The organism is Floccifex sp., from assembly GCF_051873495.1.
GTDB lineage: Bacteria > Bacillota_I > Bacilli_A > Erysipelotrichales > Erysipelotrichaceae > Floccifex.
The window spans coordinates 1-15,222 of record NZ_JBJEEX010000025.1; the positions used below are offsets into that span (position 1 = coordinate 1).

At 32.6% G+C, this 15,222-nt stretch carries 14 protein-coding genes; 3 read left to right on the forward strand and 11 right to left on the reverse strand.

What is annotated here, in order from left to right:
• Positions 1–136: 136 nt before the first annotated feature.
• Positions 137–1,843 carry a putative glycoside hydrolase gene (locus tag ACI313_RS01585; RefSeq protein WP_439755123.1) on the forward strand — a complete coding sequence of 569 codons (1,707 nt, stop codon included), beginning with the start codon at positions 137–139 and terminating at the stop codon, positions 1,841–1,843.
• Between the two features lie 29 nt (positions 1,844–1,872).
• On the opposite strand, the gene ACI313_RS01590 is transcribed toward ACI313_RS01585, so the two are convergent.
• Positions 1,873–2,457 carry an L-threonylcarbamoyladenylate synthase gene (locus ACI313_RS01590; RefSeq protein ID WP_439755124.1) on the reverse strand — a complete coding sequence of 195 codons (585 nt, stop codon included), beginning with the start codon at positions 2,455–2,457 and terminating at the stop codon, positions 1,873–1,875.
• Between the two features lie 57 nt (positions 2,458–2,514).
• Here ACI313_RS01590 and mnmE point away from each other — a divergent pair, with 57 nt between their 5' ends.
• Entirely contained in the window at positions 2,515–3,834 is a 1,320-nt protein-coding gene (mnmE, locus tag ACI313_RS01595) for a tRNA uridine-5-carboxymethylaminomethyl(34) synthesis GTPase MnmE (RefSeq protein ID WP_320608894.1), read from the forward strand.
• On the opposite strand, the gene ACI313_RS01600 is transcribed toward mnmE, so the two are convergent.
• The 5 genes from ACI313_RS01600 to gpmI form a co-directional block, all read right to left on the reverse strand.
• Entirely contained in the window at positions 3,823–4,329 is a 507-nt protein-coding gene (locus ACI313_RS01600) for a hypothetical protein (RefSeq protein ID WP_320608893.1), read from the reverse strand. The two genes, mnmE and ACI313_RS01600, sit on opposite strands and share 12 nt — an antisense overlap.
• A gap of 101 nt (positions 4,330–4,430) precedes the next feature.
• Entirely contained in the window at positions 4,431–4,898 is a 468-nt protein-coding gene (locus ACI313_RS01605) for a hypothetical protein (protein WP_320608892.1), read from the reverse strand.
• Between the two features lies 1 nt (position 4,899).
• Complete coding sequence (locus ACI313_RS01610; protein WP_320608891.1) at positions 4,900–5,073, reverse strand: hypothetical protein; 174 nt, start codon at positions 5,071–5,073, stop codon at positions 4,900–4,902.
• 20 nt (positions 5,074–5,093) lie between these two features.
• Positions 5,094–5,348, reverse strand: a complete 255-nt coding sequence (locus tag ACI313_RS01615) for a hypothetical protein (protein WP_439755125.1) — start codon at positions 5,346–5,348, stop codon at positions 5,094–5,096.
• Positions 5,349–5,515: 167 nt separating this feature from the next.
• Entirely contained in the window at positions 5,516–7,057 is a 1,542-nt protein-coding gene (gpmI, locus tag ACI313_RS01620; protein WP_320607607.1) for a 2,3-bisphosphoglycerate-independent phosphoglycerate mutase, read from the reverse strand.
• A gap of 106 nt (positions 7,058–7,163) precedes the next feature.
• Here gpmI and ACI313_RS01625 point away from each other — a divergent pair, with 106 nt between their 5' ends.
• On the forward strand, positions 7,164–9,065 hold the full coding sequence (locus tag ACI313_RS01625; RefSeq protein ID WP_320607606.1) for an NAD(+) synthase: 1,902 nt from the start codon (positions 7,164–7,166) through the stop codon (positions 9,063–9,065).
• 38 nt (positions 9,066–9,103) lie between these two features.
• Here the strand turns inward: ACI313_RS01625 and ACI313_RS01630 are convergent, their stop codons facing one another.
• The 5 genes from ACI313_RS01630 to ACI313_RS01650 form a co-directional block, all read right to left on the reverse strand.
• Positions 9,104–10,042 carry an ROK family glucokinase gene (locus ACI313_RS01630; protein ID WP_320607605.1) on the reverse strand — a complete coding sequence of 313 codons (939 nt, stop codon included), beginning with the start codon at positions 10,040–10,042 and terminating at the stop codon, positions 9,104–9,106.
• Between the two features lie 70 nt (positions 10,043–10,112).
• Positions 10,113–10,688 carry a ribosome biogenesis GTP-binding protein YihA/YsxC gene (yihA, locus tag ACI313_RS01635; RefSeq protein WP_320607604.1) on the reverse strand — a complete coding sequence of 192 codons (576 nt, stop codon included), beginning with the start codon at positions 10,686–10,688 and terminating at the stop codon, positions 10,113–10,115.
• 1 nt (position 10,689) lies between these two features.
• Positions 10,690–12,993 carry an endopeptidase La gene (gene lon, locus ACI313_RS01640; RefSeq protein WP_320607603.1) on the reverse strand — a complete coding sequence of 768 codons (2,304 nt, stop codon included), beginning with the start codon at positions 12,991–12,993 and terminating at the stop codon, positions 10,690–10,692.
• Between the two features lie 62 nt (positions 12,994–13,055).
• Entirely contained in the window at positions 13,056–14,336 is a 1,281-nt protein-coding gene (gene tig, locus ACI313_RS01645; protein ID WP_439755126.1) for a trigger factor, read from the reverse strand.
• The gene (locus ACI313_RS01650; protein WP_439755127.1) at positions 14,323–15,057 is read right to left on the reverse strand and encodes a DUF3196 family protein; all 735 of its coding nucleotides are present in this window, start codon (positions 15,055–15,057) and stop codon (positions 14,323–14,325) included. The genes tig and ACI313_RS01650 overlap by 14 nt, the downstream gene beginning before the upstream one ends.
• Between the last annotated feature and the right edge of the window lie 165 nt (positions 15,058–15,222).

The following is a 15,222-nucleotide window of genomic DNA, read 5'->3' on the forward strand; positions in this document are numbered from 1 at the left end:
AAATACTAACTTTTGTTTTCAAGAGCACTACAACTGTAAAACTCGGGTTATAACATGATTTAACTTTATTCGCGTATAAAAGCACCGTTTAGTGCAAAAATTGACAAATTTGTTTTTGATATGATAGTATGCAATTATGAGAAAAAAGAATATTATGTGGGGGCGTTTCACCTTAGTTGCCATTCTCACGTGTTGCATCGTCCTTTTAGGAATTCTGGGTTGCTTCCGTTTATCGGAGTTTCTTCATCCAACTAAATACATAAAAATTGATGAAAATACCATCAACATCAAGATTCCTTATAAAGAAAACGGTGAAATCGTTGAAAACGTTTTAACCCTTCCTCGTGGAACTTCAGTAGAAGTTCGTGAAAGCAGTGCAAACTCTAACTCAAGTATGATTCGTTATCAAGGAAAAGAATTTTCTATTGATAATAAATACTTAGCTGATTCCTTAGATGAATGTGTCAAAACGGATTATGTCTATCCTAGAAGACTTGTGAATTTATATTCATCCAAAAACGGAAAATTAAGTAACGCCATCGTAGAAAAAGGAGAACAAGTTAAAGTTGTTGATGTTTCTGGTCAAGATTTAAATCTTGATACTGGTGTAGTCAATTGGTATAAAGTTGAAAAAAACGATAAAACATATTGGTTAAATGGACATTATGTTGAAACAAATAAAGCAGCACTTGAAAAATCGTATTCAAGTTCCATCGTTTATTCAACATACTGGGATCAATTTTATGGAGATAAATACTCCAAAAATGCATATATCGATCAAGTCGATTACAAGCCATTTGCCAAAATTTCTTATGAAGATAATCCCATTCGAACCGATCTTAATTGTTTACATGTTTCTTTAAATAATTTAGTAAATTATAAAGATTATTTTCTTAATTTAAACAAAACAACTTCTATTAATTCTTATTGCGTTGAATTAAAAGGTGATGAGGGATATCTTTGGTATAAATCCGATGTTCCTGATCAATACATGTCAAAAAACAATTCTGTATGTGATAATGCCATCGTCAGCAAAAATGAATTAAGTAAATTATTTAAAGAATTTCAAGATGAAGGTTATTACATGATTGGTCGCATTGTTGCTTTCAAAGACAATTTATTTGCGATGAATGATAAAAGCGCTGCTTTAACAGATAAAAAAGGAAATTTACTTCTTCACAACAATTCATATTGGCCATCTGCTTATTCAAGAGAAACATGGATGTATATAGTAGATATCGCCAAAGAAGTTGCTCAATGCAATGTGAATGAAATTCAGTTTGACTATGTTCGTTTTCCAGATGGAATGCTTCAAAGCACTTTAGATGAAGCCATTGACTTTAAAAACAAATACAATGAAAGCAAAGTTAGTGCTTTACAAGGATTTTTGATGTATGCCAAGCTCTCCTTAATGGATCAACAAGTTTATGTTGGTGCTGACATCTTTGCCTGGCCAGTGGTTGCCGAGGATGATCAAGATATTGGACAGTTCCTCCCTGCCATGGCAAGTGTTGTAGATGTTATTAGTCCAATGCCATATTTAGATCACTTTTCCCAAGGTTCAATGGGAATTGAAGAACCAACGCTTGAGCCAATGGAAACACTATATAAGTTTTCTAGCATCGCAATGCGTCAATTAGATAAAATCGAGTCTTCGTGTGTATATCGAACATGGATTCAAGGATATTCTTGTTCTACAAACGATATCCAAGAACAAATTAAGGGAATCAATAAAGCTGGTTATGAAGGATATATGGTATGGTATGGAAATGGAAATCCAAATGATTATCAAAAACTAGAAGAAGGGTTTATTGATAGTGCTATCGAAAAAGAAGAAAGCTAAATCAATTTGATTTTAACTTTCTTCTTTTTTTATAAAACAGATTTAATTTGTTCTAAGGTAATAGGCCCTTGTCTTAATACTTTAAGATTTGTACAATCTAAAATTGTACTAGCTTGTAGTGCCTTACAAGTTCCATATACTATTCCATCTAGTGCAGGTAATTCCCTTTTAGCATCTTCATATGTTAAAGATGTTTGATTTCCTGATTGATTTGCACTCGTAACAAATAAAGGACTCTTTAATTTATCAATTACTTGTAAAACAAATGGTTCATCGGGAATACGAATAGCAATTGTATCCATACCATTGGTATATTCTTTAGGAAGATTTTTAACTGGTAAAATCAATGTTAATGCACCAGGCAAAAAGTTTTGAACAATCTTCTTGGTTTGTTCGCTCACAACCGCAATGGATTCAATTTGTTCTAAATTCGCACACATTACCGGAATCGGTTTTGTTTCGACTCTGTTTTTTACAGATTTCAAATGCTTCAAATTATCTAATCCTAGTTTTACTCCTACTCCATATACTGTATCTGTTGGAAAAGCTAACACTAAATCTTTTGAAAAAGCTTCAACAATTAAATCAATGTCTTCTGTATTAAATTCAAGCATAATTTTCACTTCCTATCTTGTTTATGTTAAAATAAAATGACGAAGGGAGTCAAGAATATGTTTGAAAAAACTATTGCAGCCATTTCTACGGCACTACAAGATGGAGCTATTTCAATTGTACGTGTAAGTGGAGATCAAGCTATTGAAATCGTTCAAAAAATATTTAGTGGCAATATAATAAATGCGAAAAGTCATACCATTCACTATGGCTTTATAATGGATCAAGATAAACCCGTTGATGAAGTATTAGTCTCTGTTTTTAGAGCACCTAAAACATATACACGCGAAGACATCGTTGAAATCAACTGTCATGGAGGTACATACATCACACGTAAAATTCTTGCTCTTGTGCTTTCTAAAGGTGCTGTATTAGCAAAACCAGGTGAATTTTCGCAGCGTGCTTTCTATCATGGACGTATCGATTTATCACAAGCTGAAGCTGTCCAAGATATGATTGAAGCTAGTAATGATGTAGCTGCTAATATGGCAATTTATGGAATTAGAGGAAGTGTTAAAAAATTATTACAACCGCTAATTGATGGTATTATGGATATCATTGCTCAAATTGAAGTAAACATTGATTATCCTGAATATGAAGATATCGAACAACTAACAACACAAGATTTAATTCCTAAAACCAAGCAATGGCTTAAAGAAATTGATGTCATCTTACAAAAAGCACAAACAGGACAAATTTATAAACGTGGTATTGATACTGTTATTATTGGAAAACCAAATGTTGGAAAAAGTTCTTTATTAAATGCTTTATTAGAAGAAGACAAAGCCATTGTTACGGATATTGCGGGAACAACACGTGATATTGTTGAAGGACAAATTCATATTGGTTCTCTACAATTAAATTTGATTGATACAGCTGGTATTCGTGAAGCTAGTGATAAAATCGAAAAAATTGGAATTGAAAAGAGTCAAGAAAAATTAAAAGAAGCACAACTTGTGATTTTATTATTTGATGGAAGTAAACCATTGGATAGTGAAGATGAGGCTTTACTTGAAATGACAAAAGACAAACAAAGAATTATTGTCTATAATAAAGCAGATTTAGCTTGCCATGATGGTATTTGTATCAGTGCTAAAAACAAAGATATTCAACCTTTATTTGATGCGATTAAGGATTTATATGAAAAAGACATATTGAAAGAAGATCCAATTTTATCAAATGAAAGACAAATTGGTCTTCTTCAACAAGCCAAGGAAGATATGAATCGAGCTTATGATGCGATGTTAATGCAAGTTGAACCAGACTTAATTGAAATTGATATTCAACAAGCTCATGATCATTTAAAAGAAATTTTAGGTGAAGTGCATCGTGAAGATTTAATCGACACTCTATTCACTAATTTCTGCTTAGGAAAGTGATTTAAATTTCTTCAATGTTCGTATTCCTTTTTTCAAATGAATGGAACCATGATTTAAAATAGCTTGTATAATCGCATATTCAACTTGAGTATGCGATTTTTTTAATAATTGTTCATCTGGTAAATTTTTACTTTGAATTAAAATTGAACTTACTTCATTTCCTTTTTCATCTAAATAAAGACATTCAATTGGTTTATCATAATCAAAGGCAATAGAAATAATTTCATCATATTCTTTCTTTTGATTTTCATTGAATTGAGATATTAATTGTTCATTTTCTTGTTCTTGTTTATATGTTTTAGCTTCTTGAACAAGATCTTCAAAATATCCTTCATATAATTTATAGAAATGATTTTTTTCTAAGTATTCATGTAGTTCTAAAACTTCATTAGCGATATTATCATTCATCTCTTCTTTTCGATATTTAGCCGCTACTTTATCTAAATATTTTCTTTGTTGACGGCTATTATTAACTTTTTTAAATTCTTCTAACATTATTTATCTCTCCATTTCTCAAATAAGAACATATAATCAAAGTATAGAAAAAAGGATGACATAAGTCAAAGCTTATAACATCCTTATATATTCAAATTCACCTATTTTTTCCAAACAGTGCATTCTGTAATATTTTGATGATTTCCATCTTTTGACAACAAATAAACACTTGTCTTATAATTTGGTTCTTTTGTTTTTTCAAATAAAATAGAAACACATGGACATTCATTTTCCATAAGTTGCTGATGCATATTTTCATCCGCTTTAGAAAAAGGATTAATAACATCATGTACCGCATTATGTTTATGCCAAAGTCCAATGAGTTGTAGTTCTGGTTGATAGAGTTGACTTAAAACGTTACATACATGTTGTTCATACGCAAAATCATACTGAAAACAGCTTACTTCATGGATTACATTTTGATAGCCACTATCGGTTGCTTCTAAGATAAGAATATCTTTTCCCGGTTCCGAATACCCTAACAACAAGCCACCTGTTTCGGTATCTGGAAATCGTCTTAACTCATTTTCAATAGCTACTTGTGCTCTTGAAGAAATAATACACTTCATTTTATTGACGATATGCTCTTCCTCCACATTTTGAACAAGTTGAGATTGTTTGATCCGGATGAATTTTTTTACGTTCTTCATAGCCACAATTAGAACATTTAAACCAATCACTTGCGAAATGCCCTGCTGGAATAATTAGTTTGTTTTTATTATCTTTTTTAGTTGTCATCTTCATAATTTTTTCCTCCTGTACTACTATGAATCATATTTCCCTTTTAAAATATCATCGCAAAGACTTTCTATTTCAGATATATGATCATAGTAAAGATCTTCTGCATCATTATAATCACTATCATCTAAATCGCGATTTCTTCCTGGAATTCTTGAAGCTGTGCGTCGTCCTCTTTTATAAACATGAACATGAGGACCTTCTTTATTCATATCATCTCTTCCAGATTCCACTGCAATAGAAACACTTCCCTTGATCCATTCTTTAATGATTTTAGCCATATACTCTTCCTCTATTTCATATATTTATATTTAAATTTTAAATACATTATTTTAATTAATCAATTGATTTCTAATTTTAAAACTCTTATCTGTAACTTAAAATATTTTCATCTTTTTCAAAAAGAAAAAAAAGTGTCATTCTCTTTTGAGAACAACACTCTAATATATTATTTTTCAATAATTGATTCATTCCAACTTGGATTTGGTTCTACTTCTAATAATTCTGCTACAGTTGCAGCTACATTAGATAATCCTAAGCTTGGATCTTGTTTACATTTAACATCGGCTCCATAAACAATGAAAGGAACAGGAGCTAATGTATGACTTGTCTTACTTTCGTCATCCGCATTACCGTGGTCAGCACAAACTAATAAAATTCCATTTACTTTATTAACAGATTCGATTACACGAGCTAATTCTAAGTCAACTGATTCAACACCAATAATAGTTGCTGGTAAACTTCCTGTATGTCCTACCATGTCTCCATTTGGATAATTTGTACGTAAGAAATCATATTTTCCACTTTCAATTGCTTCACATAATTGATCTGTAATTTCAGCGGCTTTCATCCAAGGACGTTGATCAAATGGAACAACATCACTAGGAATTTCAACATATGTTTCTAATGAATCATCAAATTTTTCAGAACGGTTTCCATTCCAGAAATAGGTAACATGTCCATATTTTTGTGTTTCACTAATTGCATATTCACGAATTCCGTTTTTGCATAATTCTTCTGTTAATGTATTTTTAATTTTTGGTGGTTCTGTTAAATAGTTCTTAGGAATTTGTAAATCGGCATCGTATTGTAACATACCAGCAAATTTAACATTAGGTACTTTAACACGATCGAATTTATCAAAGCTTTCATCACCATCAAATGCTAATGAAATTTCTTGGGCACGGTCTCCACGGAAGTTGAATAATACAACACTATCTCCGTCATCAATTGTTCCCACTGGTTTTCCATCTTTAGCAATTACAAATCCAGGTAAATCTTGGTCAACAACACCTGTTTCTTGTCTATAAGTTTCAATAGCTTGTGTACAAGAATCAAATTGTCTTCCTTCACCCATTACATGGATTTTCCATCCAGCTTCTACCATAGCCCAGTTAGCTTCGTAACGGTCCATAGTAATTTGCATACGTCCACCACCAGATGCGATGCAAGCATGGAATGAATCATCATTTAATCCAGCCATGAAGTTTTCGATGTCATCTACATATTGTAATGCTGAAGTAGCAGGAACATCACGTCCATCTAATAAAGCATGTACACGTACTTCTTTAACACCTTCTTCTTTAGCTTGCGCAATTAAAGCTTTTAAGTGATCGATGTGAGAATGTACATTTCCATCAGATAATAATCCAATGAAATGCATTTTTGTATTTTGAGCATTCGCAACTAATTCTTTCCAAGTTTTTGAATTAAATAATTCTTTAGATTCAATGTTTTCGTTAACTAATTTAGCTCCTTGAGAATATACTTGTCCACATCCTAAAGCATTGTGACCAACTTCAGAGTTTCCCATGTCACCATCTGTAGGAAGCCCTACCGCAAGTCCATGTGCTCTTAATTGTGTATGTGGACATTCTTCCCATAGTTTGTCCAATGTTGGTGTATTAGCCAATGCAACGGCATTATTTTTTTTGTCTTCACGGATTCCAATTCCATCCATTACGACCAAAACAACAGGTCTTTTACTCATTTGATTTTCCTCCAATTTTTCACATAAAAATAGTATCACTAAATTTCTTTGAATTCAATCTTTGCCTTTATTGGTGTATACTTATTCTACAGAAATGAGGTTAAATATGAATCGTTTTCAATTTTATAAAGTCGCAAGTTGCACTCCTAGTGTTTCCATCGGAAATCCTTCTGAAAACAAAAAAGAAATTTTAAATATACTAAATAGTCTGGATTCAGATACACAATTGGCTGTCTTTCCTGAATTATGTATCAGTGGCTACACATGCCAAGACTTATTTTATGAAGAACTTTTATTAAATAAATCAAAAGAAGCTGTTATTGAACTTGCTCATGAAATTCCTAAAAATATGGCAGTTGTTGTAGGTCTTCCTCTAGTCGTAAAGAATAAATTATATAACTGTGCTGCTTTTTTATTCAATGGACAAATTTTAGGAATCTATGCGAAAACCTATATTCCTATGTACAATGAATTCTATGAAAAACGTTGGTTTTCATCTGGTAAAGAATTAGATACGCATTCGATTCAATTAGGAAATCAAATTGTACCAATCTCTAATAAAATTATTTTCAAAGATAAAACATGTAACGCCGTTATCGGAATCGAAATCTGTGAAGATTTATGGGTAACCATTCCAATGAGTTCTTCTCACGCTTTAGCAGGAGCTAATATTTTAGTAAATCCAAGTGCTTCAAATGAAGTTATTGCCAAGACACAATACCGTACCGATTTAGTAAAAAATCAAAGTGCTCGTACATATAGTGCCTATGTATATGCATCAGCTGGATGTGATGAAAGTACAAGCGATTTAGTATTTTCGGGTCATAATTTAATCTGTGAAAATGGGTCTTTATTAAAACAAGGATTCAATGAAAAATATATTATTTCAGAAATTGATCTTCAACACTTACAACACGATCGTATTCACTATAAAACAAGTATGGAAGATAATGTAACAGATTATATTGAAATCGAATATGAATCAAAAGCATACGATACTATTCAGTGTACACGTACATTTGATGCTTATCCTTTCGTTCCTCATACATCTCAACAACGAATTGAAAGATGCCAGGAAATCCTTAGTATTCAAGCTCAAGGACTTGCCACTCGTCTTAAAAAAATTCATTGTAATCAAGTAGTTATTGGTATTTCGGGAGGATTGGATTCAACTTTAGCTTTATTGGTTTGTAATGAAGCATTTAAAATGAATGGATACAACAACGCAGGAATCCATGCCATTACTATGCCTGGTTTTGGTACTACTAAACGAACAAAAAACAATGCCCAATTATTAATGGATTTACTCCATGTATCGAGTGAAGAAATTAGTATTGTTCCTGGTGTACAACAACATTTTAAAGACATTCACCACGATGAAAATGTACACGATATTACTTATGAAAACTCACAAGCCCGTCAAAGAACTTATTTACTAATGGATTTAGCGAATAAATATAATGGTATTGTTGTAGGTACCGGAGATTTGAGTGAATTAGCTTTGGGTTGGTGTACATATAATGGAGATCACATGAGCATGTATGCCGTTAATGCTTCTGTTCCTAAAACACTAGTACGCTATATTGTTGAAAGCTATGCTCTAAAAGAAGAATCGTTACGCGATGTATTACTTGATATTTGCGATACACCTGTATCTCCTGAACTTCTTCCACCAGATCAAAATGGTAAAATCCAACAAAAGACAGAAGAAGTATTAGGATCTTATGATCTTCATGATTTCTTCTTATATCATATGCTACGATTCCACGAATCACCTTTAAAGATTTATGAATGTTGTAAAGAAGCATTTAAAGACATTGATGAAGAAACAGTTAAAAAAGCAATTCACACTTTCTATCATCGTTTCTTTACGCAACAATTCAAACGCAATTGTATGCCAGATGGAGTAAAGGTTGGAAGCATTTGTTTTTCACCAAGAGGAGATTGGCGCATGCCAAGTGATGCCTCAAGTCAAATGTGGAAAGATGAATTAGAAAAAATCGCATAAAGAAAAGCCATGTCTTAAAAAGTGACATGGCTCTTTTATTAGTCTAATACTTGTTTTACAGCACCATAAACACCAGCACTATTTCCAAGTGTAGCAAGTTTAAATTGTGTTTCTTTTTGAGCTGGGAAACAATAATGAACAAAGTATTTTTGAATTGGATCCATTATTTGATGACCAGCATTGGCAAGTCCTCCACCAAAAATGAAAGCTTGAGGATTCACGACTGCTGCAATGGTTGCGGTTGCTTTTCCTAAAGTTTGACCTAATTCATCAATCATTTTATTAGCTACAGCATCCCCTTCACTAGCTGCTTTACAAATGTCTTTCGTTGTAAAAGAATCGATTTGACGTAACACAGATTCATCATCATGAGCTTCTAAGTAACGTTTCGTAACACGTACTAATCCATTTGCTGATGTATATTGTTCAAGACAGCCTTTTTTACCACATCCACAAACATCCGTTTCATCATCACGAACTGGAATGTGCCCAATTTCACCGGCAGCTCCGTTACATCCACATAAAATCTTACCATCAATGATGATTCCACCACCTACACCAGTTCCAAGAGTAACCATAACTATATTTTTATAGCCTTTTCCTCCTCCTTGCCACATTTCACCTAATGCAGCAACATTGGCATCATTTCCAGCTTTTACTTTACAATTTAATAAGGCACTCATTTCTTGTTCCACATTAAATTGTGACCAACCTAAATTTACACAAGTAAATACAGTTCCATCTTCACCAACAGGACCTGGAATTCCCATTCCAACTCCTTCAACTTCATCCAGAGAAATATTATTTTCGTCTAACTTATTTAAGATAGCTTTTTGAATATCAGGAAGAATGTTCTTACCATGATCTTGGGTACGTGTAGGAATTTCCCAAACTTCTTTTAATTCTCCACAAGACTCAAAAAAACCAATTTTAACTGTTGTACCACCAATGTCTACTCCAAATGCATATTTTTTCATAAAATTCTCCTTTTTTATATATAGTATCACAAAAGTTAAGCGGTTTCATTTTTATATAAAAAAAGAAGTTCTATATTTCAAGAACTTCATAAATTTTATTTAAGACTTCCTCAAATCCAATTTTTTCTGTTGAACTTACGCCATAAATATTTTTTAAAGGAATTTGTAGTGACTGTGAAATCACCTTTAACGCTTTTACACGCTTTGTTTTACTTACTTTATCTATTTTAGTGGCGACAACAATAATAGGAATATTGTTTTCTTTCAAAGAAGAAATCATTTCGATATCATCTTTAGTCACATCATGTCGTGAATCCACTAAAGAAATAACGGCCTTTAATTGTTTTCTTTGTGAGAAATATTCTTCCATCATTTCTCCCATTTGAATCAACATAGCCTTTGACATTTTCGCATAACCATATCCTGGTACATCTACTAACATCCATTTTTGATCAATGTTAAAGAAATTAATTAAACGAGTTTTTCCAGGTGTGTTTCCAACATATGCCAATTTCTTTTTATTACATAAAGCATTGATAAAACTTGATTTTCCAACATTACTTCGTCCAACAACAACAATTTCAGGTAAATCTGTATCTGGCCATTGACTGGCATTTACACATGATGTAACGAATTCGCTATTCATATTAACCTACCAATGCGTTTTGTAAAACTTGTTTACAAGTTTGAACTGGAATAAATGTCATTGAATCTTTGATTTCTTGAGGAATATCATCTAAATCTTTCACATTATCTTTTGGAATTAAAATCGTATCAATTCCAGAACGATGTGCTGCTAATGATTTTTCTTTTAATCCTCCAATTGGAAGTACATTTCCACGAAGAGTTACTTCACCTGTCATAGCTAAATTAGCTTTTACTGGTTTTCCATTTAAACAAGAAACTAAAGCTGTTGTCATTGTAACTCCAGCACTTGGCCCATCTTTTGGAACAGCTCCTTCTGGTACATGGATGTGGATATCTAATTTTTCGAAGCACTTTGGATCAATACCAAATTCTTTGGCATGTGCTTTAATGTAGTCAAGGGCAATACTTGCACTTTCCTTCATAACATCTCCCAATTGTCCCGTTAAAATAAGTTGTCCCTTACCTTCAAATTTTTGTGCTTCAATTTGAAGAATATCACCACCAAAGTTTGTATAAGCTAAACCAGTAACTGTACCAACTTGGTCTTTCTTTTCTTTTTTACCATAATCAACTTTTTCATTTCCTAGCCATTCTTTTACTAATTTCTTAGTTAAAGTGATTGATTTTTTACCATCTTTCAAAATAGCTAAAACAGTCTTACGGCAAATTGTTCCAATTGTTCTTTCAAGTTGACGAACCCCTGCTTCACGTGTGTAATAACGAATTAAATAAAGAAGCATGTCATCGCTAACTTTTAATTGTGATGCCTTTAATCCATTTTCTTTCATTTGTTTAGGAAGCAAATGATCTCTGGCAATATGAATTTTTTCAACATCCGTATAACTAGATAATTGAATAATTTCAAGTCTATCTCTTAATGCAGGTGGAATATCATCTAAGTAGTTTGCCGTCGCAATAAATAATACCTTTGATAAATCATAACTTTCTTCAATATAGTGATCAGAGAACAATGAATTTTGTTCTGGGTCCAGTACTTCAAGCATTGCCGAACTTGGATCTCCTTTATAATCACTAGCCATCTTATCTAATTCATCAATTAAGAACACAGGATTCGTTACTCCTGCTTTTTTCATTCCTTGAATAATTCTTCCAGGAAGAGCTCCTAAATAAGTTCTACGATGTCCACGAATTTCCGCTTCATCACGAACACCACCTAATGACATTTTCACAAACTTACGATTTAAAGCACGGGCTACACTTTTAGCCAATGAAGTTTTACCAACTCCAGGAGGCCCTACTAAACATAAAATAGGTGCTTTTAAAGAATTTGTCATTTGTTTAACAGCCAAATATTCCATAATACGTTCTTTGACTTTTTCTAAACCATAATGATCTTCATCTAGAATTGATTGTGCTAAATTTAAATCTTCGTTATCTTGTGTTTCTTGCCACCAAGGAAGATCCATTAACCAATCGATGTAAGTTTTAATGACCCCTGTTTCTCCACTAGCCATTGGAAGCATTTCGTAACGCGATAATTCATCTTTCACTTTGGCTTTAATATAGTCAGGATAAGGATTTTCATCTAAACGTTTTCTAATGTTTTCAATGTCTTTATCTTGTTGCACGACATCTCCTAATTCTTCTTTGATGGCATGCATTTTTTCTCTTAAATAATAGTCTTTTTGACTTTGATCAATTCTTTCTTTTACTGTCTCGTTGATTTTTTGTTCAACTTCCGACATCTTTTTTTCTTTTTCAATGTCCGCAAGCAACATTTCTAATCGATCATTAATTCCTAGAGTCTCTAAGTATTGTTGTTTACGATCCAATGTTAAAGGAAACGCTTGTACAGCTTTATCTGTCAAAGCATCTGGTCCCATTCCCTTTGATAATTCAATCATCATTTCTTTAGGGAATAATTTTTCCACTTGCGTCATATTTTCAAATGATTGTGCAAGCATACGAATTAAAGTTTCTTCTTCAACCGCATCTTGTGGAAAACTCTTTTTAATTTCAACCGAACCAATATCTGATTTTGTTCCTTCTGTCCATGCTTTTAATTCAACACGATCAATTCCTCTAAACTTAATTCTTAAAAATTTATCAAAACGACGTACATGTCGAATTTCACATAATGTACCTACGCCATAGATATCATTGATAGTAGGATTTTCAATTTGCATTTCTTTTTGCGAAAATAATAAGACCTTAGACTCATAATTGTCTTGTGCATTTTCAACGGCTTTTAAAGAACTTTCTCTTCCCACGTCAATGACAATTTCTTGTTGTGGGAATACGATAACTCCCCTTGTACAAATTAAAGGATATTGCATTGGCATAAAAATTCCTTCCTTTCTTTTAAAAAAGACGCTAAGCGCCTTTTTTAGTTTATTCTATTTTATTACTTTACAGAAGATTTAATCAAGTCTAAAGCTTTACGGCTTTCTAATTCACCTTTAATGCTGTCAATTGAAATAATTGCTTTGATTTGAGCAACATCCATTTGATATTGTTCAGCCATTTTATTGTATTCTTCTTCAGCTTCTTCATCACTAGCTACAATGTTTTCTTGTTTGATGATAGCTTCTAAAACTAATGAAGATAATACATTCTTAGTTGCTTCAGGAACCATGTTAGCTTTTAAATCAGCTTCTGTTTGGTTTGTTGCTTGTAAGAATTGTTGAGCTGTAAATCCAGAACCTTGCATTTGGTTTTCGAAGTTACGATACATACGATCAACTTCTGATTGAATCATTACTTCTGGAATTTCAACTTTAGCATTAGCAGTAACTTGATCCATTAATGCATTTTCAAATTCGTCTTCTGCTTGTTTTTCTTTACGATTTACTAATTCAGTGCGTTTATTTTCTTTATATTGTTCAACTGTTTCAACACCTTCTTGTTTTAAACGTTGAACTAATTCATCATTGATTTCTGGTAATTCTTTAGCTTTAATATCATGAACTGTTACATTAAATACAGCTTCTTGACCAGCTAAGCTTTCTTCGTTGTAATCTTCAGGGAAAGTAACAACTACATCTTTAACATCTCCTGATTTAACACCAACTAATTGTTCTTCAAATCCAGGAATAAATGTATTAGATCCTAATTCTAAAGGATATTCTTGACCAGCTCCACCTTCGAATGGAACACCATCTTTAGTACCAACGAAATCGATAACAACTTGGTCACCGTTTTCAGCTGTTTGTCCTTCTTCTTTTAATACCCAGTCAGCATAACGAGATTGTAAAGCTTCTAATTCAGCTTGAACATCTTCGTCTGTTACATTTACTTCTGCTTTATGAATATCTAATCCTTTGTAATCACCTAAAGTTACTTCTGGTGAAACTGTACAAGTAAAGCTTAATACGACAGCTTCTTTTGTTGCTTCTTTAATATCTAATAAAGGACGATCCACTAAAGTTAAATCATGTTCTTTAATTCCATCACGTAATGCATCATTCGCAACTTCTTCAGCTGCTAAACTAAATAAATAATCATTTCCTAATTGTTTACGAATTAAAGCATCAGGAACTTGTCCTTTACGGAATCCTTTAATTGTGATTTGATTTTTTGCTGCTTTAAAAACTTTCTTTTGTGCTTTTTCCCAAGCATCTCCTTCAACTGTTACTACTAATTCACCAGTTGAATTTTCTTTTAATGTCCAACTACTTTGCATCATTTTCTCCTCGTCTTTCAATCAACAATGGAAGTTCTTCTACTTCCTCAAGTCCTTTCAATTTTATGAAAGTAAGAAATTCTTCGGATTGTCCAAAAGCTTCCATTACCAAGTGAATAATTGATTTTGCTAACGAAATAGCTGATAAATCACTAAAATCAAATGGACGCATTTCCAACACTTCTTGTTCTAATAAACGGTTGCAGAACTGATAGAAAGCGGGATTGTCATTGGATAACAATTCAGAAAAGATTTGTTTTGTTTCGATTAATGTTTTATCTTCCTGAGTTGTTAAGATACTACTTGGAATAAAAGTAATCTCTAATCCGTTTTTTAAAATTTTATAAGGAGTATCAATTTTCTGTTCCATCAAAGCTTCAATTAATTCCCCTTTAAATTCATCAAGAATATTCGAATCAAATACAGCCTGTACTTCTTGGACATAATTTCGTAAATTCATGTTCACCAATTCACTCACTGCTTTTTCTTGTTGAGCCGGTGTTCCATGAATCCACTCCATAATCTTGTCATCGTCCACCTTCCGGACTTTAACATCAAGATGGCTTTTGCACTCGCTTTGACATTCTTCTAATTGTTCAAGCACATCTTGCGGTACATAAGGCATTGAATTCTCTTGACAAATCAGATCATACGCTTGTGACCACTTGGATTCACTCATTAAATTTTTAATTTCACTCATTAAAGATTGATAATATGAATTCACGTAATCCTCCTAGCGTACATGTAATTTTAGCACATACAGCGCTAATAATCAATTAAAAAGGGGTGACCAACAATCTTTAAATTCTACTCAAAATAAAAGGACCTGGCTTTTGAAGTGAACTGAATAAGTTGGACCAACTTAGGAGGTTCACTTTTTAATATGCGA